The 25,156-nt window shown below is 66.3% G+C and carries 23 protein-coding genes; 8 read left to right on the forward strand and 15 right to left on the reverse strand.

The features are described 5' to 3' along the window. Positions 1-23: 23 nt before the first annotated feature. On the forward strand, positions 24-509 hold the full coding sequence (locus V6U71_RS17475) for a hypothetical protein (RefSeq protein ID WP_411339627.1): 486 nt from the start codon (positions 24-26) through the stop codon (positions 507-509). Here V6U71_RS17475 and V6U71_RS17480 read toward each other — a convergent pair. After that, positions 506-1,315 (reverse strand): SDR family NAD(P)-dependent oxidoreductase, encoded by an 810-nt coding sequence (locus tag V6U71_RS17480; protein ID WP_411339628.1) that lies wholly within the window; start codon positions 1,313-1,315, stop codon positions 506-508. The genes V6U71_RS17475 and V6U71_RS17480 overlap by 4 nt on opposite strands. A 162-nt stretch (positions 1,316-1,477) precedes the next feature. Here V6U71_RS17480 and V6U71_RS17485 point away from each other — a divergent pair, with 162 nt between their 5' ends. Together V6U71_RS17485 and V6U71_RS17490 are read left to right on the forward strand one after the other, a co-directional pair. Beyond that, positions 1,478-3,016, forward strand: a complete 1,539-nt coding sequence (locus V6U71_RS17485; protein WP_411339629.1) for a M20/M25/M40 family metallo-hydrolase — start codon at positions 1,478-1,480, stop codon at positions 3,014-3,016. 10 nt (positions 3,017-3,026) lie between these two features. Next, positions 3,027-3,485, forward strand: coding sequence for a VOC family protein (locus V6U71_RS17490; protein ID WP_411339630.1), 459 nt, complete (start codon positions 3,027-3,029; stop codon positions 3,483-3,485). Here the strand turns inward: V6U71_RS17490 and V6U71_RS17495 are convergent. Further along, positions 3,482-4,666: a DUF481 domain-containing protein gene (locus tag V6U71_RS17495; protein WP_411339631.1), complete on the reverse strand. Its 1,185-nt coding sequence runs from the start codon at positions 4,664-4,666 to the stop codon at positions 3,482-3,484. The two genes, V6U71_RS17490 and V6U71_RS17495, sit on opposite strands and share 4 nt — an antisense overlap. Before the next feature lie 126 nt (positions 4,667-4,792). Between V6U71_RS17495 and V6U71_RS17500 the strand changes: the two genes are divergently transcribed. Then, positions 4,793-5,068 (forward strand): hypothetical protein, encoded by a 276-nt coding sequence (locus V6U71_RS17500; protein WP_411339632.1) that lies wholly within the window; start codon positions 4,793-4,795, stop codon positions 5,066-5,068. Here V6U71_RS17500 and V6U71_RS17505 read toward each other — a convergent pair. From V6U71_RS17505 to V6U71_RS17515, 3 genes are read right to left on the reverse strand one after another with little or no spacing between them, the layout of a single operon-like run. Beyond that, complete coding sequence (locus V6U71_RS17505; RefSeq protein WP_411339633.1) at positions 5,040-6,014, reverse strand: TraB/GumN family protein; 975 nt, start codon at positions 6,012-6,014, stop codon at positions 5,040-5,042. The two genes, V6U71_RS17500 and V6U71_RS17505, sit on opposite strands and share 29 nt — an antisense overlap. Next, positions 6,011-7,150, reverse strand: coding sequence for an MBL fold metallo-hydrolase (locus tag V6U71_RS17510; RefSeq protein WP_411339634.1), 1,140 nt, complete (start codon positions 7,148-7,150; stop codon positions 6,011-6,013). Before V6U71_RS17510 ends, V6U71_RS17505 begins: the two co-directional genes overlap by 4 nt. Positions 7,151-7,153: 3 nt before the next feature. Further along, on the reverse strand, positions 7,154-7,813 hold the full coding sequence (locus V6U71_RS17515; RefSeq protein ID WP_234715612.1) for a DUF1013 domain-containing protein: 660 nt from the start codon (positions 7,811-7,813) through the stop codon (positions 7,154-7,156). 212 nt (positions 7,814-8,025) lie between these two features. Here V6U71_RS17515 and V6U71_RS17520 point away from each other — a divergent pair, with 212 nt between their 5' ends. Continuing rightward, a complete protein-coding gene (locus tag V6U71_RS17520; protein ID WP_411339635.1) occupies positions 8,026-9,159 on the forward strand; it encodes a dipeptidase in 1,134 nt (377 codons plus the stop codon). A gap of 7 nt (positions 9,160-9,166) precedes the next feature. Here V6U71_RS17520 and V6U71_RS17525 read toward each other — a convergent pair whose 3' ends face one another. Beyond that, a complete protein-coding gene (locus tag V6U71_RS17525; RefSeq protein WP_411339636.1) occupies positions 9,167-10,144 on the reverse strand; it encodes an NAD(P)H-quinone oxidoreductase in 978 nt (325 codons plus the stop codon). Between the two features lie 160 nt (positions 10,145-10,304). Here V6U71_RS17525 and V6U71_RS17530 point away from each other — a divergent pair, with 160 nt between their 5' ends. Then, positions 10,305-10,502, forward strand: coding sequence for a DUF1192 domain-containing protein (locus V6U71_RS17530; RefSeq protein ID WP_411339637.1), 198 nt, complete (start codon positions 10,305-10,307; stop codon positions 10,500-10,502). Positions 10,503-10,518: 16 nt separating this feature from the next. Here V6U71_RS17530 and V6U71_RS17535 read toward each other — a convergent pair whose 3' ends face one another. Both V6U71_RS17535 and V6U71_RS17540 read right to left on the reverse strand, forming a co-directional pair. Beyond that, positions 10,519-13,428 carry a M16 family metallopeptidase gene (locus tag V6U71_RS17535; RefSeq protein WP_411339638.1) on the reverse strand — a complete coding sequence of 970 codons (2,910 nt, stop codon included), beginning with the start codon at positions 13,426-13,428 and terminating at the stop codon, positions 10,519-10,521. Between the two features lie 41 nt (positions 13,429-13,469). Continuing rightward, positions 13,470-14,615, reverse strand: a complete 1,146-nt coding sequence (locus tag V6U71_RS17540) for a GGDEF domain-containing protein (RefSeq protein WP_411339639.1) — start codon at positions 14,613-14,615, stop codon at positions 13,470-13,472. A 151-nt stretch (positions 14,616-14,766) separates the two neighbouring features. Here V6U71_RS17540 and V6U71_RS17545 point away from each other — a divergent pair, with 151 nt between their 5' ends. After that, entirely contained in the window at positions 14,767-16,770 is a 2,004-nt protein-coding gene (locus V6U71_RS17545; RefSeq protein WP_411339640.1) for a lipoxygenase family protein, read from the forward strand. Between the two features lie 82 nt (positions 16,771-16,852). Here V6U71_RS17545 and purC read toward each other — a convergent pair whose 3' ends face one another. After that, positions 16,853-17,632, reverse strand: a complete 780-nt coding sequence (gene purC, locus V6U71_RS17550; protein WP_054589128.1) for a phosphoribosylaminoimidazolesuccinocarboxamide synthase — start codon at positions 17,630-17,632, stop codon at positions 16,853-16,855. A 239-nt stretch (positions 17,633-17,871) separates the two neighbouring features. Between purC and V6U71_RS17555 the strand changes: the two genes are divergently transcribed. Beyond that, positions 17,872-18,771, forward strand: coding sequence for a crotonase/enoyl-CoA hydratase family protein (locus V6U71_RS17555; protein WP_411339641.1), 900 nt, complete (start codon positions 17,872-17,874; stop codon positions 18,769-18,771). A gap of 78 nt (positions 18,772-18,849) precedes the next feature. Here the strand turns inward: V6U71_RS17555 and V6U71_RS17560 are convergent, their stop codons facing one another. From V6U71_RS17560 to V6U71_RS17585, 6 genes are all read right to left on the reverse strand, one after another. Then, entirely contained in the window at positions 18,850-19,386 is a 537-nt protein-coding gene (locus V6U71_RS17560) for a hypothetical protein (protein ID WP_411339642.1), read from the reverse strand. Positions 19,387-19,582: 196 nt separating this feature from the next. Beyond that, on the reverse strand, positions 19,583-20,110 hold the full coding sequence (locus tag V6U71_RS17565) for a hypothetical protein (RefSeq protein WP_411339644.1): 528 nt from the start codon (positions 20,108-20,110) through the stop codon (positions 19,583-19,585). Between the two features lie 201 nt (positions 20,111-20,311). Continuing rightward, the gene (locus tag V6U71_RS17570; protein WP_411339645.1) at positions 20,312-21,190 is read right to left on the reverse strand and encodes a glycine zipper domain-containing protein; all 879 of its coding nucleotides are present in this window, start codon (positions 21,188-21,190) and stop codon (positions 20,312-20,314) included. A gap of 123 nt (positions 21,191-21,313) precedes the next feature. Next, on the reverse strand, positions 21,314-21,811 hold the full coding sequence (locus V6U71_RS17575) for a GAF domain-containing protein (RefSeq protein ID WP_054731369.1): 498 nt from the start codon (positions 21,809-21,811) through the stop codon (positions 21,314-21,316). A 16-nt stretch (positions 21,812-21,827) separates the two neighbouring features. Further along, positions 21,828-22,967: a hypothetical protein gene (locus V6U71_RS17580; RefSeq protein ID WP_411339647.1), complete on the reverse strand. Its 1,140-nt coding sequence runs from the start codon at positions 22,965-22,967 to the stop codon at positions 21,828-21,830. Beyond that, positions 22,943-25,096, reverse strand: coding sequence for a prolyl oligopeptidase family serine peptidase (locus V6U71_RS17585; protein ID WP_411339648.1), 2,154 nt, complete (start codon positions 25,094-25,096; stop codon positions 22,943-22,945). Before V6U71_RS17585 ends, V6U71_RS17580 begins: the two co-directional genes overlap by 25 nt. Between the last annotated feature and the right edge of the window lie 60 nt (positions 25,097-25,156).

Raw genomic sequence — 25,156 nt, forward strand, 5'->3', positions numbered from 1 at the left:
GACCCGGAGAATGATGCCGGCCCATGCAAGAAGCCGTCGACCTTTATTCGCCCCATTCGCCCGAACAGATCGCGCGCACGCTGAAGCGGATCATGGACGACCCGATGCCGGGCGCGAAGGCGCGCGTCTACGGCAAGGGCAGCGAACGCGACATGGTGCTGCGCTATCGCCAGCGCAATTCGCGCACCAATATGGAGCCCGTGCTCGACGCGGCGATGGAATCGTACCGGGGCGGCACGCGGATCACCGGCACTTTCGGCACGCCGCCCGGCGCGCGCTACTTCCCCTATATCTGGGTCGGTTTCCTGTCCCTGTTCGTCATCGGCGGCATCCTCGCCTTTCTCTATATCCCCGGCGCTGGCCTGTTCGCGACCATCTTTGCCGGCATTCCGCTCCTGATGATCTTCGCCGGCCTCGCTGCCTTCCGTGCCCAGCCGGAGCCCGCCGAAGACAAGGCGAAAATTCTCGACTTCCTTGCCCGCGAAATCGACGCCCGCCCGGTCGTCTAGCGCGACGCGCGCATCCGTTCGACGAACAGCGCGACGTCCATCGCTTCGTCGCCCGCCTCGCGTGGCGCATATGTGGCAAAGGCTGCATAGGCTTCTGCCCAGCGCTCTTCCATCCGGACGACATTATAGGGGTGGCTGACGAGGTAGAATTGTCCCGCTTCCATCTGCGGCACGATGCGCGCCGCGAAGACGTCGGCATCCATCGCCGCCTCGGCATGGCGGGTCATATCGGACTTGACCCAGCCAGGGATGATCACGCCGACCTCGATCGACGCCGGGACCTCGTTGCGCAACATGTCCATCAACCCGAGCACGGCATGTTTGCTCGCCACATAGGCGCCGCCATTGGTCCGCACCGCGTTGAACAGGGCGTTCTCGGACGCGGTCGCATAGATGGCAGCCGGCAAGCCATCGGCCTTGAAGCGCCGCCCGAAGCTGCGGATGCAATTCCACACGCCCCAGAAATTGACCTCGAACAACGCGCGCGCGGCGTCGGGATCGCTGTCGATCACCTTTGTGCGCGGTCCGCCGACACCCGCGTTGGCGATGATCGCATCGACGCGACCGTGAACATCCCAAGCAAAATCGGCGAGCCCCTCGACCGACGCCGCATCGGTCACGTCGCCGACGAAAGCACGTGCGTCCACCGCAAGCGCGGCCAGTTCGGCCACCGCGGCGTCGAGCATCCCGGCACGCGGTTCGCAGAGGATCAGGCGAGCGCCCGCCGCGCCAAGCCGTTTCGCGAGCGCGAGGCCGATACCGGTTGCGCCGCCTGTGATCACACAGCTTTTGCCGTCAAAATCCATCGCCCGTCCTCCCGCCTTTCTCGCTAGGCGCGATGCGCCATCGTCGTCAATTGCATCGCCGACGCCCTCCCGCACGAGTTACGATATGTCCCCATCACAGCCTTGCGTTTCGGTGCGGGATCGGCACATTGCTTCGCATACGAACCAGAGAGGGGACGCATGATGGATTTCCGTGAGCTTGACCGCCTGAACCGCCGTGACCTGCTGCGCGGCACCGCGATGCTGGGGGCCGGCGCCGCCTTCATGCAGCCGCTGCCGCTGCTCGCGCAGGCAGGGACGATGAGCGACGTCCGCAAGGCGGTCGAGGCCGGCAAGGATGCGTCGATCAAGCGGCTGCGCGACTGGATCGCCCTTCCCTCGATCGCCGCCGAGAACCGCAACATGACCGAGGGCGCGGCCTATATGGCCGAACTCGCAAAGGATGCGGGCTTCACCAATGTCGAGATCGTGCCGACCGACGGCCATCCCGGGGTGTTCGGGACGATCGACGTCGGCGCCAAGCGCACGCTCGGCATCTATTTCATGTACGACGTCAAGCAATATGACCCCGCCGAATGGTCGTCGCCGCCGCTCGAAGGCAAGATGGTCGACCGCCCCGGCTTCGGCCAGTCGATCATGGGCCGCGGCGCGGTGAACCAGAAGGGCCCCGAGGCGACCTTCCTCGCCGCGCTCCACGCGATCCGCGCCGCCGGACGCAAGCTGCCGGTCAACATCGTCCTTGTCTGCGAAGGCGAGGAGGAAATCGGATCGCCGCACTTCCGGCAGATCGCGACCAAGCCCAACATCCTCGCCGCGCTCAAGAAATGCGAGGGCATCTTCATTCCGATGCCGGGACAGGACAGCAGCGGCAATGTCTCGGTCAATCTGGGGTCGAAGGGCATCATCGAACTCGAACTGGTCGCGAGCGGCGAGAAATGGGGCCGCGGGCCGAAGAAGGATGTGCATTCGAGCCTGAAGGCGATGGTCGATTCACCGGCATGGCGGCTGGTGCAGGCGCTGCAGACGCTGGTCACCAAGGACGGCAACACCCCGGCGATCGAGGGCTGGTTCGAAAATGTCCGCCCGCTGACCGAACGCGAGAAGAGCCTGATCCGCGAGGCGGCCAAGGCCGACAATGACGAAGCGCAGATGAAGCAGGCGCTCGGCGTCACCCACTGGATCGACAATCTGTCTTATGACGACGCGCTGATCCGCCTCGCGCAGGAACCGACGGTCAATATCGAGGGGCTGGTCGCGGGCTATACCGGCCCGGGCGGCAAGACCGTGCTGCCCGGCCGCGCGGTCGCCAAGCTCGACCTGCGTCTCGTCCCCAACCAGACGCGCGCCGAGGCGGAGAAGAAGCTGCGCGCGCATCTCGACAAACATGGCTTCACCGACGTCGAAGTGAACGTCTCGGGCGGTTATGACCCGACCGAGGTCGACGAAAAAAGCAGCCTGATCCGCAGCGAGCTGGCGACCTACAAAAAGCTCGGCGTGAATGCGAGCCTCAACGCGCGCATGGCGGGAAGCTGGCCCGGCGCGACCTTCACCGCGCCCCCGGTGTCGATCCCGGCGGGACATTTCGGTATCGGCCATGGCTCGGGCGCGCACGCACCGGACGAATATTATCTGATCGATTCGACCAATCCGAAGGTCGCGGGGCTCGTCGATGCGACGATGGGCTACGCCGAGTTCCTCTACACGCTCGCGGCGATCAAATAGGGGCGAAGCCTTGGCTGGAGACCTCAACGGCGTCGCGCACGTCATCCTGACGGCGGGCGACTTCGCGCGCTCGACCGCCTTCTGGCGCGCGATGATCGCCTATCTGGGCCTCAAGCTGGTGCTCGACAGCGAGCATATGCTTTACGGTGTCGGCGGGCGCACGGCGATCGGCATCCGCACCGGCAGCCCCGAAAACGCGGGCAAGCGTTTCGATCAGGGCGCGCCGGGGCTGCACCATGCCTGCTTCCGGATGCGCGACCGCGCCGCGATCGACGCCGTCCATGCCTTTCTGAGCGCGCGCGACGATATCCACATCGTCCACGCGCCACAGGAGGAGCCGTGGGCGCCGGGCTATTATTCGGTGCTCTTCGAGGACCCCGACGGCATCCGCATCGAATTCAACCATGTCCCCGGTGTCGGCCTGCTCGCCGATGGCGAAGCGATCGGTGGCGCCGATGCGTTCGATTAGAAGCCGTAGACCAAAGTAAAGCGCGTCAGCGTATCGAGCTTTTCGATTCCGCGCGGGGGATTGGTGTCGAGTTCGGCCGAATAGGCGAGCCGCGCCGACAGCGCGCCGGTAAGCTTGGCGTTGAGCGCGGTCAGCGAACTCACCGCGACGTTGCGCTCGCCGAAAATCGTCGAGGCGACCTGCGTGATGCGGATGGTCGGCGACAATTGCCAGCCGAGATCGAGGCCGGCCAGTCCGGTCAATTCGCTGTCGGTAAGGCCGGTGATATAGTCGGTGTGCCGCCAGGTCGGTCCGCCCTTCAGGCTCAGCGACAGGGTTTTCTTGTCGACGACCTTGTACCCGAAGCCCGCCGACACATTCCAGCGCGTGTCGTAGCCGAGGATGCGATCCTGTTCCCAGCGGCTGAGGCCATAGGCGAAAGCGCGGTCGCTGATCCGATATTGCGGTTCGAGTTCGACGAGAAAACGTTCGACCGAGGTCCGGCCGTTCGAGCGCTGGTAATCGGCCTGGGCGCGGAACTTGTGGTTCCAGTCGAGCCCCTTGCGGGCGAGCGCGATGCCGGCGCTGAGCCCCTTCGAACTGGTGTTGCCGGTGCTCAGCGTCGCACCAATCTGTCCCTCGCCCTTCCAGTTCTGCCAGATTTTGGCGCTCGCGAGCTTGGCCCGCGCCGCGGCCGCCGCCTCATCCCTCACCCGTTTTCGTTCGGCGCGATAGGCGACGAGCTCTGCATCGATCCTCGCCGCCTCGTCGGGATAGGTGGCTTTCGCCAGCTTTCCCACCGCCTCGACATCGGCATCCTTGCCCCCCGCGATCGCCGCGGCGAGCATTTCGCCAGCCGGATCGGGCGGGAGCACCGGCGGATAGATGCCGCGATATTGCGCCAGCATCGCGTCGATTTCGGCAATGTTGCGCGGATTGGCGATCCTCGCGGCCTTGACCACCGCTTCGACATCCGCGTCCGCACCGCTGGCCATCGCGGCCTCGATCATCGCGCGCGCCGCATCGGGCAATGCCGGCGGACGCACGATGATTTCGGGCACCGGTACCGGATTGGCGAGCACCGGGTCGGCGAGCGCGGGGTTCGGTTGCGGCGGGTCGACGGGCTCCTGCGCGGCCAGTGCGGGCGAGGCAGGCATGGTCAGCGGCAGGCAAAGCAGTGCCAGTCGGGGGAGGGCTGTCACCGAAGGTCCTTCTCTGGGGGCAGAAGCCGGGTTCGTTCGATCATGGGCGCGGCCGGCGCGCGTCGATGCATCCCTATAACCGGAAAGATGCTGGCATTTCCACCCCGCCTGCCCCATTTCAAAACCATGTGGATTGCAATCATCGCCATTTTCTGCGCCGGAATCGGCAATTTCGCGATGCACCGCGCCTTCATGGAAAGCGACGATCCGCTGGTGCAGCAAATGCTGAAACCGATGACCGACAAGGTCGGGCCCAATATCACCTATGTGTTCGAATTCCTGCTGCTGGTCGGCGCGATGGCGATCGCGACGCGTAACTGGTTCACTGCACTGATGGTCTATGGCCTTTACACCATCTTCAACGCGATGGCGTTCAGTTGGGTGACGAACCGGCCGAAGTGACACCGGCCTGCCACGCGGGTCCGCTGATCCGGAGGCCCTGCTTCGCAAGCCGGTCGAGCACGCCATCCGGTTCGGCCAGCACGCGCAGTGGCACGACCGCGAGCGTCACGCCGGGCTGCGCGGCCGCCGCGTTGATCGCGCCGACCCATTGCTGGCGGATTTCCGTACCGAAGCCGTCGTTCGTCCACGGCCAGCAGCGCCCGAGCGCTTCCTCGAGCGGATTGGCCATCACCGCCGGCACATCGAACTCGGTCCATGCCCGGCCGCGGTCGGTCACGATATCGCCGCCTGCCTCGGTCGCGGCCATCGCCGCGTCGAGGCAGGCGATGTGCGTTTCGGGCGGTGCGGCAAAAAGATTGTCGAGCATGTCCTCGCCGCGCACTTCGCCGACGGGCTGCGTCGGAATTTTCGACTGGCGCGCCGCCTTGCGGACGACGTCGGAAGCGTCGTCGGCGGTGTCCTTGTTGAACGACAGGCGTTTCGACAGCAGGTCGAACGCCGTCATCAGGAAGTTCGAGCGCGCATAATCCTGATCGAAGCGGGTTTCGAGCGCCCGCAGCCGCTGCATCTGGCGCGCATCGAGATAATCGGCGGCGACGTACCCCTTGGGCAATTTGGTGAGCGCCCCGCCTTTGAAGATCAGCCGCAAGATGTCGCCCGGCGACACCTTCGCCTTGGTACCGAGAATGACGCGCTGCGCGCGGTCGGTCGCGCCCTCCAGCCGCTCGGGGCGCCACGGCGTTGCCTTGGGAACCGCGGCGATCTCGCCAACAAGAATCACCACCCCGGCGGCCGTTTCGATCGTCCACATCGGCGCGCCCGAACGGCGCGCGGTGACGACAATCTCGTCATTGGCATCGGCGGCGGGCGTCTCTGTCGGCACCGCCTCGGCAGGCTGGACAGCAACCGTCGCAGCGGCAAGCAGCAGGGCATGAGCAAGGCTCATGCGACCCCGTGATACCACCAGACGCCGTCGCGATCCTCGCGGCCCACCCGCCCCTCGACTTCCAGCCGCTGGAGGTGGGCGAGCGCTTCGCCGGTCGCCATGCCCAATTGCTCGGGACCGATCGGCCGGTTGAAGAGCAGCGGGAAGCTGTCGACCGCGCGCATCGGTTCCTTCGCGATCGCTTCGGCGAGATTATAGAGCCGCATGCGATGCTCGTCACGGAGCGCCATCAGGCGGACGTGCAGCCCCTTGAACGGTTCGCCGTGCGCCGGGCAGACGATGACGTCGCCGGGCACGGTCGCGATCAGCTTGTCGATCGACGCCAGCCATTCGCCGAGCGGGTCGGCATCGGGTTCGGTGATGTTGATCGAGACGTTCGAACTGATCCGCGGCAGCACCTGATCGCCCGACACCAGCACGCCGGCGCGTTCGTTCCACAGGCAGGCATGTTCGGGGCTGTGTCCCGACCCGACGACAACACGCCATTGATGCGCCCCCATGTCGAGCACGTCGCCGTCCTTGATCCGCCGGTAGCTGCGCGGCAGCGGGTAGGTCACGAGGCCGAAGCGGCCCCAGCCGCCGTTTTTCTGCGCTTCGATCTGTTCGTCGTCCCAGCCCGCGGCGCGCGACTGGACCAGCGCCTCGTCGGGCACGGTCTCGCTGGTGTCGCCGACGATCATCCGCGCGGTCAGCATCTCGCCGCGCGTCATCCAGAGCTGGACGTCCTGCTTCTTCGCGATCCAGCCGGCGAGCCCGATATGGTCGGGGTGGAGGTGCGTGCCGATGACGCGCGTGATACGCTTTTCCTTCAGCGCCCCGGCATAGAGCGCCTTCCACGCATCCGAACAGATGGTCAGGCAGACGCCGGTGTCGACCACCGCAACGCCCTCTCCCCCGTCAGCGGTAACATCGTCGAGCAGCCAGCTGTTGATATGGCCGAGCGAGCCCGGCATCGGAATCCGCGCCCAGCTGATCCCGTCGGCGATGCGGATCGTCTCGCCCGCCCCCGGCGCGGCGTCGCCCCACGGATAGGTCAACCCGGCGCGGCTCGTCGCGGTAAAGCTGTCGTCCTGCGTCAGCGAGGCGTCCGGCGAGCCGCTGACCGCCGGGATATCGTCCTCGTCGCCGCCCGCCATGCGTCAGGCCTGTTCTTCGCCGGCTTCCTCGGCGGCGCGCGCTTCATTGGCCGCGGTGCGCTCGGCGCGCAGTTCCTCGAGCAGCGCTTCGCGGTCGCCTTCGAAACGGCTGTCCTCGGGCGCCTTGATCCCGGCCTTCTTCGCCGCCTTGGCGACGAGCGCGTCGAGTTCGCGCTGCGAGCAGAGGCCGAGGGTCACCGGATCCTTGGGCACGATGTTGGCGCTGTTCCAGTGGCTGCGGTCGCGGATCGCGCCGATCGTGTTGCGCGTGGTACCGATCAGCTTGCCGATCGCACCGTCCGAAACCTCGGGGTGGTTCTTCAGGATCCATGCGATGCCGTCGGGCTTGTCCTGGCGCTTGCTGACCGGGGTGTAGCGCGGGCCGCGGGTGCGGCGGATGGTGTCCTGCGCCTGCACGCTCATCTTGAGCTTGTAGTTCGGGTCCTGCTGGCCCTTCTCGATTTCGTCCATCGACAGCTCGTGCGCACGGACCGGATCGCGGCCGGTATATTTGGTCGCGGCGGTCTCGTCGGCGATCGCCTGCACTTCGAGGATGTGGATGCCGCAATATTCGGCGATCTGCGCGAAAGTGAGACCGGTGTTGTCGACCAGCCAGGCGGCGGTCGCGTGCGGCATCAACGGGGTCGGGTTGGCATTGGCCATGACGAAATCTCCAGGCGGAAATAATAAGGGCCGCCCCTCGCGGGGCGGCCGGACATTGATGGTGGCCTTATACCGGATCGGCGATGGCGGCAAGGCCCTGCGCTTACCCCATCCGGCGTCACTTAGCCCTAGGCAATCGACAGAATATCGTATACTAAATTCGATATCAAGATGGCCGGCACGGCGGGTCGCAACAGGGAAGGACGGCGAAGATGACGATCAGCAGGCGCGATATCATCCGGGGTGGCGGCGCACTGGCGGCCTTCGCCTGGGCGGCCCCGGCACTGGGCAAGGCGGCGGACATCGCGCCGCTGATGAAGGATGCCGACGCGCTCTATAATGAGTCGATCATCATCGACATGCTGTGCGACGAATTTCGCGACGCCAGCGGGCTGGAGCAGATCAAGCTTAGCGGCCTCACCACGATGAGCACCACGCTCGGCGTGCGGCGTCCCGAGAGCCCGCGCGGCAGTTATATGATGAACGGCTTCACGCGCGACAACGGCATCGCCGACTGCGTCGCGTGGAACAAGTTCATCGCGGAAAACAACTCGATCATCGCGCCGGCGCGCTCGGCCGCCGACATCCGCAGCGCGAAGGCGGCGGGCAAGACGTCGGTGATGCTGAACTTCCAGAACGCGCCGATCGACGGCGAACTCGACAATATCGACATGTTCCACGGCCTCGGCATCCGCGTGATGCAGGTGACCTATAACGAACGCAATCTGCTGGGCGACGGATCGACCGAGCGCACCAATGCCGGGCTCAGCGACTTCGGCATCGCTGCGGTGCACCGGATGAACGAGGTCGGCATCCTCGTCGATTCGTCGCATTCGGGCGCCCAGACGACGATGGACGCGATCACCTTTTCCAAGCGCCCGCCGATCATCTCGCACTCCAACTGCGCGGCGCTCAACGAGCATCCGCGCACCAAGTCGGACGAGATCATCCGCGCGCTCGCCAAGAAGGGCGGCGTGATGGGGCTGACCACGGTCAACACGATGGTGAAGCGCGATTTCCCGGTGACGATGGAACATTGGCTCGATCACGTCGATCATATCGTCAAGCTGGTCGGCGTCGATCATGTCGGTTTCGGCACCGACACGCTGATCCGCGGCTGGCCGACCGATCCCAAGCAGAAACAGGAATTCCTCGACGCCTATGGCGAGCCCTATTTCAAGTCGAGCTATCGCTTCCGCTATCCGTTCGGGACCGAGGGTATGAACGACGCGAAAAAGTGGCGCTTCGCGACGGCCGGCCTGATCAAGCGCGGCTACAAGGAAGCCGATATCGTCAAGATCCTCGGCGGCAACTGGCTGCGTATCATCGCCGACGTCGTCGGCTGACGGTCGTTCAGGCCGTCAGGACGATCTTGCCGACATGCTCGCCCGCCTGCATGCGGGCGTGCGCGGCGCCGGCTTCGGCGAGCGGGAAGCTCCGGTCCATCGCCGGTTTCCACGCCCCGTCCGACAGGCGCGGCCAGACGGTGCGGTGAATCTCGTCGGCGAGCGCCGCCTTGAAGTCGGCGCTGCGCGCCCGCAGCGTCGATCCGGTCATCGTCAGGCGCCGCCGCATGAGCTGCGAAATGTCGATCTCGGCCTTCGCGCCGCGCTGGAAGGCGATGGTGACGTGGCGCCCGTCTTCGGCAAGGCAGGCAAGGTTGCGCGGCACATAGTCGCCGCCGACCATGTCGAGCACCGCATCGACGCCGCGCCCGCCGGTAAAAGCTTTCACCGCCTCGACATAGTCCTCGGTTGAATAGTCGATGGCGAGATCGGCTCCGAGAGCGCGCGCCGCATCGCATTTCGCGGCGCTGCCGCAAGTGACGATCACCTTGATATCGAACAGCCCGCAAAGCCCGATCGCGGTGGTCCCGATGCCGCTGGTGCCGCCATGGACGAGCACCGTATCGCCTTCCTGCACCCACGCGCGCTCGAACAGATTGTGCCACACGGTGAAGACGGTTTCGGGGAGCGCCGCGGCCTCGGCCATCGAAAAGCCCTGCGGCACCGGCAGGCAGCTTCCCGCTGGCGCGGTGCAATATTCGGCATAGCCGCCACCGGCGACGAGCGCGCACACCGCCTGCCCCAGATGCTCGGGATCGCCGCCCGGTCCGACCGCGACGATCGTGCCCGCGACCTCGAGCCCCGGCAGGTCGGATGCGCCCGGCGGCGGCGGGTAAAAGCCCATGCGCTGCAGCACGTCGGGACGGTTGACCCCCGCTGCGGCAACCCGGATCAGCACCTCGCCCGGTCCCGGCTGCGGCACGGGGCGTTCCACCGGCTGCAACGTCTCGGGCCCGCCCGGCTCGCTGATCGCGATGGCGGTCATGCTTGTCGGCACGCTGGTCACGCTAAATCCCCCACTTTCCACGCCAAAGTCTGGCTCGGATCCCTCGGCCCGCCTTATTGACAGTGCGGGGCCGCGGGTCAACAGTCGCGCACCTTCAATCAGGGCCAGGACCGGACCGACTGGCGAGAAAGGAAACGCCATGGACGATGACGACCTTCCCCGCCGCCGCGACGATGTGCTCGCGGCGTTGACGCGGCAGCCGCTCGATCCGCTGTCGGTCGACGAACTCGACGAGCGCGTGGCGCTGCTCGAAGCCGAGATCGAGCGCGTGAAGGCGCACAAGGCTGCCGCGACGAGCCACAAGGCGGTCGCCGAGGCGCTGTTCAGGAAGGGGTGACGTCCGGTTCCGGGCGTTATTGCCCCGCCGCCGGTTTTCCTGCCTTGTCGCTCACGGCCTTGATCACCAGCGCCTTGTCGTCGACGAGATAGCGCCGGGCGAGCGTCTGCAATTGCGTGGGCGTCGCGGCCGCGACTTCGGCGATGCCGTTGCGGCTGCGGTCGAGGCGCGCCGCGTGGGTTGCCGCTTCGGTGACATAGGGCAGCCAATAGGCATTTTCGCGCCGCGCCTTGGTCATCGCCTCGACGAGCGGCTTGCGCGCGCGGTCGAGCAGGTCGGCATCGACGGGCGTATCGCGCAGTTCCTTCGCAATGGCGAAGATTGCGGCGCGCGTCGTCGCAAGGTCCTTGTAATCGATGTTGCTGGCGGCGAGGAGGAAGCCATAGCCCGGATAGTCGCTCGACAGGCTTGCCGCGGCGCCGGGGCTGTAGCTTTCGCCGAGCTTCTCGCGCAGTTCCTCGGTCAGCTTCAACTGCATGACGCGCGACAGCAGGTTGAGCTGCATCGCCTCGGCAAGGTCGCTGTCATCGCGCGCCGGCCAGTATACGCGCAGTTCGGCCTGCTCGGCCGGCCCCTTGTGGACCAGTGTGCGTTCGCTCAGGTCGGCCGGATATTGGCGGACCCGCGCGTCGGTGCGCGGGTCGAAGGCAGCGCGGCGTTCGGGAAGCGCCCCGAAGGTCGCGGCGATCGCGTCGATTGCCGCCTGTTCGTCGATGTCGCCGACGACGCCGATCTCGATCGCGCCATGCGCGAGGCTGTCGCTCATCGCCGCCTTGAGCCCGGCCCAGTCGAGCGCCATCACCTTGGCGAGCGGCGGCGTCACCTCGCGCGGATCGTCGTTCGCGAGGATACCCCCCGCGTCGCGCGCGATCACCGCCGACGGCGTCGCATCGTTCGCGGCATATTGCTGCGGCAGGAAGCGGCGGATCAATGCGAGCCCGTCGGCGCGATAGCCAGGATGGGTGAGGAAGGCCGCCATCAGCTTTGCCTGCAGCGCGAAATCGTCGGGCGAGGTCAGCGCGCTGCCCCCGAAGGCGTCGGTATCGCTGCCGAAGGCCGGGCTCACCGTCTTGCCGGCGAGGATCGTGCGCAGTTCGTCGACGCTGTGCGCCTCGAGCCCGCCGAGGCTGATCGATCCCGCGAGAGCGACCTTGGTCGGATCGTCCTTCGTCGCCAGCAGTTCGCCGCCGTCGACGCGCAGCGACAGATAGACCTTGTCCTTCTGGAAGTCGGTCTTCTTGATGTTGAGCATGACATTGTTGGCGAAGCGGACGCGGCGGATGCCGAGGTCGTCGATCCGGTTGTCGGCGACGATTTTTCCGGGCGTGCCGAAATCGTCATAGGCGAAGGCGCTGCTTGCCGCTTCGGACGGCGCCGCGACGGCGACCTGCTGTGACGCCCGCAATTCGGCGAGGATCGCGGGGGTGCCGCCCTCGACCGGCTTTTTCGATGTCACATGCGCGAGCGGCGCGCTCAGCCCGTCGACGCGCTTGCGGAACGCCGCACTGACTGCCGCGGCATTCAGCGACGGCGCGGTCGCGTCGAACAGCGCCTGCGTCGTTTCGGGCCGGACGACGACGAAATCGCCCTCCGCGGCCGACAGGAGGACGTCGGCCATCGTCTCGCTGCGCCGGGTCGTCACCCCCGCGACCGCATTCTTGAGCGCGGTGCGGCGGATGGCGAGCTGTTCGTCAACCTCGGCCTGCGTGAAGCCATGTTCCACGGCGCGGCGCAATTCCTGTTCGACGAGCGCCAGCGCTTCCTTCCACGCGCCTTCCTTGGCGACCGCGCCGACGGTCACCTGATCGAAGACCTTCCAGCCCGCCGCTTCACTGAAATAGCCGGCGAGGATCGGCGAATCCTCGTTGAGCGCGATCTTGGCGAGGCGGCGGCTGACGATCGCCTCGCCCACCTCCTCGGCCAGATTCTTCGCGCGCTTCGCCTTGGTGTCGGGCTCCTGCACCCACGGCTTGAATGCGGTGACGGTCACCGCGTCCTGAATCGCGGGATCGACGAAATCGTCGGCCGCCGACGGCCGCTTATAATCGACCGTGCCGAGATCGGGGTCGGGCCCGGCCGGGCCGCGGCCTTTCCAGTCGGAGAAGCGCGCCTTGATCTTCGCTTCGACCGCCGCCGGGTCGAAATCGCCGACCAAGACCAGCGTCGCGCGCTCGGGGCGGTAATAGCGGTCGTAAATGTTGCGGATGCGCGCCGCGGGGGCGGTCCTGATCACCTCTTCCGTGCCGACCGGAATGCGGCTCGCAACGCGCATGCCCTCCATCTGGAAACCGAGCTGGTCGATCAGGCTGCGCAACTGATAGGTGTCGCGCGCGCGGCGTTCGGACAGGATGATCCCGCGCTCGCGGTCGACCGCGGCGGGATCGATTGTCACCTCGCTCGCCGTCTCGCGCATCAGCATCAGCCCGGTGTCGATCAGGTCGTCGGTCGCATTGGGCAGGTCGAGCTTGTAGACCGTATCGTCGAAGCCGGTCACCGCGTTGGTGTCGGCGCCGAAGGCCAGCCCCTTGCGCTCGAGCAGCTTGACCATCTCGCCCTCGGGGACGTTGGTCGACCCGTTGAACACCATATGCTCGAGGAAATGGGCCAGCCCGCGCTGGTCGTCAGCCTCGGCGAAGCTGCCGACGTCGAAGCGCATGCGCAGGACGACGCTGTCCTTCGGCGTGCTGTTCTTCAGCAGCGCATATTTCATCCCGTTCGGCAGCACGCCGAAGACGATGTTCGGATCCACCGGCACATCGCTCGCGGCGAAATTCCATGCCTTCGCGGCGTCGGTCTGCGGATTGACCGGTGCGGTGGCCGGGGCGGTCGCGACGGGCTGCCAGGCCAGCGCGGCAGGCGCGGAAACGGCAAGGAGGGCAAGGGGCGACAGGGCGGTCGAGGCGCGCCGGACGAAGGACGATGTCATGCCCCTGTGTGACCACGCCGCGCCGGGCGGTCAAGCGGCGGTCAGGCGATGTGCTGGACGCTTTCGACAGACGACATGGGATCGCGATCGGCCGCCTTGGCCGCGTAGAGCGCGCGGTCGGCGACCTCGAACAATTTCTTCGCGGTCGCGCCGTCGCCCGGCCAGGCGGCGACGCCGATGCTCGCCCCGACGCGGATCGCCTGACCTTCGATATGATAGGGCGCCGCGAGCGCCGCGAGGATATGGTCGGCGATCGATGTGTTCATGAGCAGCGACCCCGCCGGGACGAGGATGCCGAACTCGTCGCCGCCCTGCCGCGCCACCGCCGCATGGTCGCCGCACGCGCGGCGCAGGCGCGCCGCGACTTCGCAGAGCAGCAGGTCGCCCGCCGCATGACCGTGGCGGTCGTTTACGGGTTTGAACCCGTCGAGATCGAGCAGCGCGATGGCAAAGGGGCTGCCCGGGCTCGCTGCGGCGATTTCCTCGTCGAGCCGCAGGTCGAATTCGCGGCGGTTCGACAGGCCGGTGAGCGGGTCGGTATGGGCAAGCTCACGCATCTGGCGCTGCAGTTCGAGGAGGTCGATAAGCTGCCCGTGCTGCTGGATCATCATCCGGAGCAGGAACAAGGTCGCGACGACGAGGCTGGTCCCCGCGCCGATCTCTGCCGGGTTGCCCGACAACAGCATAAGCAGCGAGATCGGGACGAGGCCGATCGACAGGTTGACGAAGGTCGCGAGACGGATCGACGACAGGCAATAAGCGGTCGCGAGCGACCCCATCGCCATGATCATCGCATAATAGCTGTGCGCTTCGGGCGGCGCGGCGAACCAGTTGATCACCGTCCAGATGCTGCACATCGCGCCCATCGATCCCGACAGCCAGGTCGATTCCTTGACCACCCGGCGGGCGCGGCGCGGGCTCATCTTGCGCCCGCGATTGTGCATCAGGACACCGAAGCCGAGCAAGCAAACGACCGCGAGGATCACCGGAAAACCGATGCGGATGAAGGGATGGACGCTCGCGACGCCGGCATAGATGGCGGTCGGCGTCGTCGCCGCGAGCATCAGGAACAGCATCGGGGTCAGCGTTTCGACGCGATAGGCGCGCAGCATCGCGACATCGTCGCGGATCGCCTCCGGAACCGGCGGGAAAAACCGCCGCTGTATCGATTGAAAGACCCCCGTCATGGGAGGGGGATAGCGGGTCAGGGGTAAAACATCGGTTAAGGAAGGAAGCGTCGCCTTTTCCTCCGCTTGGCAGGGTTTGCCCCGCGGATGGCTCGCGAAATATTAACCATGTTGGGGCACGTCCGCAGGCCTTATCGCAGGAGCCCAGCCCATGTCCTTTGTGTCGCCTTCGCTCGCCCCGTCGCCTACCCCATCGCCTGCCCAGGCATCGCCGTTACCATCGGCGAGCCCCAGCCTGCCGCAGAACGATACGCCCGCCGAACAGACCGCGCGCGCCGCGCAACTCGCCGCGTCGCAAGCCGTCTATGTCTGGACCACCGACGTCCCGACGCTGCCCGGCGTGCCGCTCGCCACCGACGTGCCGAAGAACGACGAACCGACGATCGCCTGGTTCGGCATCTTGATCGGGGTCGGCCTCGCGATCGTGCGCAACGCGCTGACGGTGAAGCTCGGCGGCGTCGACCGGGGCGAGCTCGACACGCCGCGCGCCGAATATGAAACCGCGCTCGCCGAGTGCGACGCGATCGAGCTATCGACCGCGAAGATCGTCGCCGAGCATGGCGTTCACAGCGGCGGCAATATCTTCGAACGCCTCGTCGGCGACGTGGAAAATGCCGTCGCCGCGGCCGAGCGCGACGTGCATCTCGCTTTGCTTCAGGGATATAAGGAGCGGCTCGAGGATCTCATGAAGGTCGACGCGACCGAGGTGGCGGGGCTGGGCAGCAAGACGCCGCGCAGCCTCGACGCGTATCGCGCGCTGTTCGCCACCCTGCCGGTGCCGGGCATCAGCTATATGTTCCAGGGCGACAAGGAGTTCGCCCGCCTGCGCGTTCAGGGACCGAACTGCATGCTGATCGCGGCGGTCGAGGGAGCGCTGCCCGCCAATTTCCCGCTGAACGAAAAGGCCTATGCCGCGGTGGTGAATGGCGACACGCTGGCCGCCGCGCTCGCCGACGGCCGCCTGTTCATGCTCGATTACAAGCCGCTCGCGGTCCTCGACCCCGGCACCTATGACGGCGAGGCCAAATATGTCTCGCAGCCGATGGCGCTGTTCGCGGTGCCGCCGGGCGGTGCATCGCTCATCCCCGTCGCGATCCAGTGCGGTCAGGACCCCGCCGACTGTCCGATGTTCACGCCGTCGCCGGCGGCCGACAGACAATGGGGCTGGGAAATGGCGAAATTCGCCGTGCAGGTCGCAGACGGCAATTATCACGAGCTCTTCGCCCATCTGGCGCGCACCCATCTGGTGATCGAGGCGTTTGCGGTCGCGACGCATCGCCATCTTGCCGAGGCGCATCCGGTGTGGGCGCTGCTCGTTCCGCATTTCGAAGGCACGCTGTTCATCAACGAACAGGCGGCGACCTCGCTGATCGCGGCGAACGGCCCGATCGACCATATTTTCGCGGGGACGATCGCGTCGAGCCAGCTTGCCGCGGTCGACGCGCGGCTGGCGTTCGATTTCCGGGGCAAGATGCCGCACGCCGATTTTGCCGCGCGGGGCGTCGGGGTCGATTCGGCGCTCGCCGACTATCCGTATCGCGACGACGCGCTGCTGGTGTGGGACGCGGTCCACGAATGGGCGCGGCAATATGTCGACCTTTATTATACGGGCGACGCCGATATCGTCGCCGATACCGAGCTGGCGGCATGGGCCGCATGCCTCGCAGGCGAAGCGAAGGTCGGCGGGCTCGGCCCGGTGACGACGCGCAACCAGCTCGCCGAAATCTGCGCGATGGTGATGTTCACCGCCAGCGCGCAGCATGCGGCGGTCAATTTCCCGCAAAAGGACATCATGGCCTTCGCCCCGGCGGTGACCGGCGCGGCGTGGCAACCGGCGCCGAACGGCCAGCGCGGACACGACAAGACAGGCTGGCTCGCGATGATGCCGCCGATGGCCCTCGCGCTCGAACAATTGAACGTGCTCGAACTGCTGGGGTCGGTGCATTACCGCCCGCTCGGCGATTATCGCAGCAACGCCTTTCCCTATCCGCAGTGGTTCCAGGATCCGCACGTCACAGCGGCGAAGGGCCCGCTCGCCTGGTTCCAGGCGGCGCTTGCCGACGTCGAGGCGGAAATCGTCGCGCGCAATGCCGAGCGGATGCAGCCCTATCCCTATCTGCAGCCGAGCCTGATCCCGACGAGCATCAATATTTGAGGCTCCGGAAATGCGAACCCCGGCGAAAGCCGGGGTTCGTTGGCAAGCTATGCTGGCTCCGGCTTTTGCCGGACTGGCCCGCTCAGCTACCCTTTTTCTTCCGGTGGCTTTCGAGGTCGAGCACGGCATTTTCGCTGCCCTCGGGCAGCAGGCCAAGCCGGCGCGCGACTTCCTGATAGGCTTCGACCTCGCCGCCGAGGTCGCGGCGGAAGCGGTCCTTGTCGAGCTTTTCGTTCGTCGTCATGTCCCACAGGCGGCAGCCGTCGGGGCTGATCTCGTCGGCAAGGATGATGCGGCTGAAATCGCCTTCGTAAAGGCGACCGAACTCGAGCTTGAAGTCGACGAGGCGGATGCCGACCGCGGCGAACATGCCCGACATGAAGTCGTTGATGCGGATCGCCATGTCCTGGATGTCGTGAAGTTCGTCCTGGCTGCACCAGTTGAAGCAGGCGATATGCTCTTCGGCGACCAGCGGATCGCCGAGGGCGTCGTCCTTGTAGCAATATTCGATCAGCGTACGGGGAAGCTGCGTCCCTTCCTCGATGCCGAGCCGCTTCGACAGCGTGCCCGCGGCGACGTTGCGCACGATCACCTCGATCGGCACGATCTCGACCTGCCGGATCAACTGCTCGCGCATGTTGAGTCGGCGGATGAAATGGGTCGGGACGCCGATATTGCCGAGCAGCGTGAAGACATGCTCCGAAATCCGGTTGTTGAGCACGCCCTTGCCGTTGATCGTGCCGCGCTTCTGCGCGTTGAACGCGGTCGCATCGTCCTTGAAATACTGGATCAGCGTGCCGGGTTCGGGGCCTTCGTAAAGGATCTTGGCCTTGCCTTCATAGATCTGGCGGCGACGGGACATGGGCGCGGACTTTCTGTCGGAACCAAAAGAATGACCCCGGCAAGCGACTCAGTGGGAGGCGCGGCGCCGGGGCGGTCGGGCGCCCTATAGCGACAAAGGTCGCGCACGTCATCCCCGGCGTAAAGCACCCCTTCTCCCCGTCCGAAGAGCGAGGATTTACATCTTTACGCTTACGTAAACTAGAGCTTGCCTTCCGCCGCTTCGCTTGCGACCATGGCCGCAACCACAAGGAGAGAAACATGAGCTTCGACCAGATTCGCCTCGACAAGCACGAGGGTATCGCGCTGCTGACGCTGTACCGGCCCGAGCGGATGAACGCGTTCACCGGCGAGATGATGCTGGAAATCATAGCCGCCCTCGACGACTGCGACGCCGACGACGGTGTGCGCGCGGTGATCTTCACGGGGCATGGCGAGAAGGCCTATTGCGCCGGCGCGGATCTGGGCGCGGGCGCCGCGACCTTCGACTATGACAAACATGGCGACGGATCGGACAGCCCGGTCGCTGCCGACGGCACGATCGACTGGTCGCACCCGCTGGTTCGCGACGGCGGCGGCCGCGTATCGATGCGCATCTTCGAGGCGAAGAAGCCCGTGCTCGGCGCGATCAACGGCGCCGCGGTCGGCATCGGTGCGACGATGACGCTGTCGATGGATGCGCGCGTCGCGAGCGATACCGCACGCTATGGCTTTGTCTTCGCACGCCGCGGCATCGTGCCCGAGGCGGCGTCGAGCTGGTTCCTGCCGCGCCTCGTCGGCATCCAGACCGCCGTCGACTGGTGCTATTCGGGACGGCTGATCCCCGCCGCCGAAGCGCATGAAAAGGGCCTCGTCCAGTCGGTGCACGCGCCCGGCGAACTGATCGACGCCGCGATCGCCAAGGCGCGGGAATATACCGCCGACAGCGCGCCGGTGTCGGTCGCGCTGACACGGCACATGATGTGGCGGATGCTCGGTGCGCCGCACCCGATGAGCGCGCATCGCTGGGACAGCCGGGTGATCTTTTCGCGCGGGCGCAGCCCCGACGCCGCCGAAGGCGTCACCAGCTTCCTCGAAAAGCGTGCCCCCAATTTCACCGCCAGCGTCGCGAGCGACTATCCGTCGTTCGCCGAATTCGAGGATGCGCCGCCTTACGGGTGATCGCCGCCCGCACTTCACAAACGAAAGGCCCGCCGCATGCCGGAGCATGGGCGGGCCGAAAGGGACTGCTGCTATCGCTTAACGCAGGCCCGAGAAACGGATGTCCTGCACACGGCCATAGCGGATGTCGCAGCTGAACTTGCCCTTGTCGTAATAGCCGCCGCGACCCCAGCGGCCGCCGTAGCCGTCGCGGACGACGACGCGGCCCTTGATCTTGTAACCGTCGCGCTTGCGATCGATACCCGTCACCTCGGTCACGTCGGTGCGGCCGTAACGGCTGCTGCCGCGCTCGACCGCGCTGACGCACTGGCTGACCGCGCTGCGGCTGTTGCCATAGCGGTTATAGTCATAACCATAGCGCGGGTCGTTATAACGGCCACCGTAACGGTCATTATAGCGGTCATTGTAACGGTCGTAGCGATCATAGCGGTCGTTATCGCCGCTCGACAGGATCGCGGCGAGGCCGCCGATCACGACGGCGCCGGCGATGATCTCGCCCGCGCTGATGCCGTCGCGGTCATAGCGATCGCGCGCGGCTGCGGGTGCGGCGCTCATCAGCATCGCACCGGCGGTGGCCGCACCAATCGCGGCCTTGGTCAATTTGGTCATAGCCATGGTTCGGTCTCCTAAAGCGCAGGCTGCATCGTCGCTGCCTGTTGATGCGCTTGTACCGCGGCGGGGGTGACACGGTGCTGAACCCCCTGCTTATCTGCGGTTCAGACTCGGTTTCACTGGCGTTCAGCTTCAAGGAGAAGGGCCCCGCCACCGGGTGGTGGCGGGGCCCTTGTGGTGGCAGCCAGAAACGACCGGGTCAGCCGAAACTGACGTCGACGACGCGGCCGTTGCGGTAGCTGCAGCCGAAACTCCGCGTCTCGCCGCCCAGCCGCGACGCGGTGCCGGTGACGTACCAGCCGCCATCGCTCGGTTCGGTGCTGCCGATGCTGTCGACGCGGGCGTCGGCGCCCATTTCGCCCTCGACCGCCCAGCTGCACGCGTCGGCGGCGCGCGCCTCGGCCTCGCCGCGCCCATAGGCGCCGGGCTGTGCCTCGCCCTGATTCTCGGGCTCGTAGCGCGGGACTTCGCGATAATCGTCGTCGGGGTACGGCGGATCGTAGCGATCGTCGCGGCGCTCGGCCTTGTTCTTGCTCGCGGCGCCCGCGATGGCAGCAATAGCGCCAATCACGAACAGCCCGCCCAGCACTTCGCCGGTGCTGATCCGGTCGCGGTCGCGGTGGCCCCAGCCCCCATGGCGGCTGCGTGCTTCGGCGGGCACGGCGCTGAAGCCCACCGAGGTGATAACGACCGCGGCGGCGGCAGCAAGGCTGGTCAATTTACGCATAGCGGGAAACTCCCCACAGCACGGGCAACGACAGTCGGCCCGTAATCGCTCTCATCTTTAGGCCCACGATGCTGTCGCGCCGGTGAACCGCCCCGCACGCGCGACGGGCCGACGCGGACAGCAAAAGGCCCGCCTTCCTTGCGGAGGGCGGGCCTCACACCTTGTTCAGGTGCCCGTTAGGTGACCAGACCTTCGGGTATATCAGCAGACGCAGCGCGGCTTGGGCCGCGGTTTCCACTTCTTCTTTGCGACATAGCGCTTCCGCACCGGGACATTCTCATAATAGGTGCGGGTCGAGGTCTCGACCGTTTCGGTCACGACCGGCGCGCCATTGGTGATCACCGTCGTCACGACGACGCCCGGCGTGTAATAGCCGTAGGGGGCGCCATAATAGCCGTAGCCGCCCTGCTGGTAGACGGTCGTGCCGCCCTGATAATAGCCGCCGGGATAAGGGGCGCCCTGATAATAGCCGCCCTGCGCATAACCGCCGCGGCTGGCCCACCATTCCTCGCATTTCTTGCGGTCAGCCGCGTTGCCGATCGCGCCGCCGGCGATCGCGCCGATCCCGCCGCCGATCAGCGTGCCCGCGGTGCGGTCGCCGCGTCCGGCTATGCGGTTGCCGGCGATGCCCCCCACGATGCCGCCGACAACCGCGCCGCCTACCGTGCCCCCCCGGCCACAGCGGCGTTCCATATCGACGTCGTAGCGGCCGTCGTAACCGCGGCGATCGTCGCCGTCATAATAGGGATCGTAGGGCGGCGGGGCATAGCTGGTGCCGGTGCCCTCGACCGTGCCCTCGTAACGGCCATCATAGCGGCGGCCGTCGGGTGCTTCATAAGTGCCGTCCCAGGTTCCGGTCCAGCGGCCTTCGGCATCATAGGTGCCATTGACTTGGCGATAGTCGCCGCCGCCGCGATACTCGACCTCGCCCGGCACACGGTCGGGATAGCCGGTGTAGACGCGCGTATCGGGGGCCGCAGGCATGCCATAATCGAGCGTCGGGCGAGGATCGCCAGCAAAGGCCGGCGCCGCCATCAGCATCGACCCCGCCGCGGCCCCCAGGATGAAAATGGTGCGCATGCTAAACTCCCTGCTTCCGTCGGTCGCGCCAGTGCGGCGACAACCAATTGGTTAACAGCTTGTTAGCAAAATCGCTCCTTTTCGGCGAATCCGTTAACCTTGACCTTTGCGTCCCATTTTGGGTCAGAAGCCAGCAGGGGCGAGCGCAGCCGCGATGCGCGCAACGAGCGCCTCGGCGCCCGACTGATCATCGGCGGTGAAGCGGCCGGGAACCGGGCTGTCGAGGTCGAGCACCCCGACCAGCCGGTCGCGCGCCACGATCGGCACGACCAGCTCGCTGCGACTCGCGGCGTCGCAGGCGATATGGCCGGGAAAGGCGTGGACGTCGTCGACGCGTTGCGTGGCGCGCAGCCGGGCCGCGGCGCCGCACACGCCCTTGTCGAGCGGAATGCGGATGCACGCCGCCTTGCCCTGAAACGGCCCGAGGACGAGTTCCTGTCCGTCGAAGCGATAGAAGCCCGCCCAGTTGAGGTCGGGGATCGCCTGCCAGATCAGCGCCGCGATATTCGCCATGTTGGCAATGGCGTCGGGCTCGCCGGCAACCAGCGCCTCGGCGGCATCAGCCGCCTCGGCCCAGCGCGCGTCGGCCTCGGTCGCGGTGAAGGAAAGGGCATAGGACATTGGCGGTTCTTTCCGGTTAGGCGGGGCAGCGGGGGACGGCGACCGGCAGGGCCGGCGCATCGCCGCGCCAGCTCAACCGGAAGACGATATATTGGGCGTCATGGTCCGAAAGGCGAGGACCATTTTTGCCGTCGAACAAGGTCGCGATCGCGAGCGGTTCGATGCGAAGCGCGTCGGAACTGCGAAAGCCGAGCAGGTCGTAAGCATCAGTCCACGCTTTCGCGTCGGTCATCGGCGCCGCGCGCGCGCGCAGGCCCGCACCCTTGGCGGCAAGCCGGAATGCCGGGTCGTTCGCGAAGCGGCCGATCCGGTCCCCGGCGCGATAATTATTGAAATCGCCCGCGGCGATCATCGCACCGTCGCCGCCGAATCCGTGCAGCAGCGCGTCGTTCTCGCGCGTCTGCATTGCATGTGCGGCTTCGGCGCGCGCGATGCTCACCCCCGACGGCTCGCGCGAATTGCGGTGAGTGTTGAAGATGGTCAGCGGAGCGGGCGCGCCGGGGACCGCGAGATGGACGATCATGCCGCCCTTGTTGGACAGGCAGTCGTAGCCGGCGCAGCTATCGGCGTAAAAGGCATCGCTGGTATAAGCGGGCAGCGGCCGCTCGCGCGTCCCCTCGAGCAAAGGCAGGTCGGTCGCGACATACAGACCGCTGTCGAGCCATTTGCCGATGCCCTCGCCTTTCCACCACCGGCCGCCTTCGGCATGTCCCGCAGGCGGTATAGGAATCGGCATATGGCGCGGTCGATCGACCGCCGGACCGGGAAGGATCGAGCGATAGCCCGCGACGCCGGCGATTCGCGACGCCGCGGGGATAAAAGCCTTGTGCAGGATCAATATGTCGGGGCCGAGCCCCGCCGCGCGCCGCGTCGCGATCCAGTCGGCGATGCGGGCCAGCTTGGGATCGCGCCCGCTGCGGATCGGCCAGGGCAGACCCTCGACGTTCCAGAGCAGCACGCTGAGCCGCACCGCCTTCCGCCCGTCGGCGAGCGTTTCGACCGGCGGCTGCCTGGCAGGATCATAGCAATCGGCGCGCCGCTCGACGCGCGCGAGCTTGCCGTTCGGCAGCACGGCCCACACCGCAACCATCAGCCCGAGCAGGGTGACGGCGGCGATGGCGAGCCGGCGCGCTATTTTACGTCGAGGCCGGTCCATCGGGCGGCAAAGGCATATTTGTCGGCGGCTTCGGCGATGATCTTGTCGGTCGGCTTGCCCGACCCGTGGCCGGCGCGCGTTTCGATGCGGATGAGGTGCGGCTTGCCGCCCGTCCGCGCATGCTGGAGCGCGGCGGCATATTTGAAGCTGTGCCCAGGCACGACGCGATCGTCGGTGTCGGCGGTGGTCACCAGCACCGCCGGATAGGCCTTGCCGTCGCGGATATTATGATAGGGCGAGTAAGCGAGAAGGTTCCGGAAATCGGCCTCCTTCGACGGAAAACCATAATCGTCGGTCCAGTAGCGCCCGGCGGTGAAGCGGTCGAAGCGCAGCATGTCCATTACCCCGACGGCGGGGAGTGCGGCGGCGAACAGATCGGGGCGCTGGTTGGTCACCGCAGCGACGAGCAGGCCGCCGTTCGACCCTCCCTCGATCGCAAGCTGTCCCTTGCCGGTAATCCCCTCGGCGATCAGATATTCGCCCGCGGCGACGAAATCGTCGAAGACATTCTGTTTCTTGTCGAGCCGCCCGGCATCGTGCCACGCCTTGCCATATTCGCCGCCGCCGCGCAGGTTGGCGATCGCGAGCACCCCGCCCTTGTCGACCCACGCCAGCCGGGTGGGCGAAAAGGCCGGGGTCATCGACACGTTGAAACCGCCGTAGCCGTAAAGGATCGTCGGCGATCCCTTGGCTCGGTCGAGCCCCTTTTTCATCACGAGGAACATCGGCACTTCGGTGCCGTCCTTCGAGGTGTAGAAGCGCTGCTCGACCGTGAAATCGGCCGGTTTGAAGGTCAGTTTCGGTTCGGCGAAAATCTCGGTCTGTCCCGTCACCGTGTCGAGCCGGTAGATTGTCGTCGGCCGCGCGTAGCTGGAAAAGGCGTAGAAGGTTTCCGCGTCGGTCGACTTGCCGCCAAAACCCGACGCCGACCCGATGTCGGCAAGGTTGATGTTCGCAACCCGCCTGCCGTCGAGCGCGACCATCCGCGCCTCCGATTTTGCGTCGCCGAGATAGGAGAGGATGATGCGGTCGCCGACACGCGAAGCACCGACCAGCGTGCCCTCCTCTTCGCCGACGAGTTCGGTCAGCACGCGGGGCTGGCGGATGTCCATCGACACGAGCCGCTGGCGCGGCGCCCCCTTGTTGGTCAGGAAGGTGAAACGCGTGCCGCTGTTGGTCACATATTCCCAATTATTTTCGTAATCGCCGACCAGCAGCTTCGGTTTCGCGCCCGCCTTGCCCGTCCGGTACAGCGTCAGGCTGTAACGTTCGTCGGTACCCGTCGAACCCGTCACCAGCAGATATTTGCCGTCGTCGGAAACCACCGCCCGGTTGCTCAGCTCCGGCTGGCCGGGCGTCGCGTGGATCAGCCGGTCGGCCTCCTGCGGCGTGCCGAGACGGTGGAAGTAGACCGCGTGATTTTCGTTGAGCGACTGGAAAGCTTCGCCCGCTTTGGGGGCGGGGAAGCGCGAATAATAAAAGCCGCTGCCATCCTTCGCCCAGTCGAGCGCCGAAAATTTCACCCAGCGGATCTCGTCGGGCAGATCCTGCCCGGTCGCGACATCCTTGACCCGGACGATGCGCCAGTCGGTGCCGCCGTCCTGCACCGAATAAAGCAGGTGCCGGCCGTCTTCCGACGGCACCCATTCGGCGAGCGCCGTCGCGCCGTCCTTTGCCCAGCCATTGGGGTCGATCAGCACCCTGCCCTCGCCCTTCAGCCCTTCGCGGACGTAAAGCACCGATTGCGGCTGCAGCCCGTCGTTGCGGGTGTAGAAATAGCGAGTCCCCGCGCGCCTCGGCAGGCCGAAGCGTTCGTAATTATAGAGTTCGGTCATCCGCCTCGCGAACGCATCGCGGCCGGGCAGCGTGTCGAGATAGGCGTCGGTCACCCTGTTCTGCGCCGCCACCCACGCCGCGACCTTCGGGTTGACCCGGACGTCGTCCTCCAGCCAGCGATAGGGATCGGCGACATCGACGCCGAACTGCGGATCGACGATATTGTCGCGCGCGGTGTCGGGATAGGCCAGCGCCGGCGCGGGCGCCGCCATGTCGCCCGCCGCCTCTGCCGTCACGGGAGTCATCATCAGCGCGGCCAGTGCCAGCGGTGCCGAGACGGGTCTGCGGGACATGGCAAGGCGATCCTCATTCTTCGGGTCATGGTCGGGAGCTTCAATGTAAGGACGGACGAG

This window comes from Sphingopyxis sp. J-6 (assembly GCF_046603995.1).
Lineage (GTDB): Bacteria > Pseudomonadota > Alphaproteobacteria > Sphingomonadales > Sphingomonadaceae > Sphingopyxis.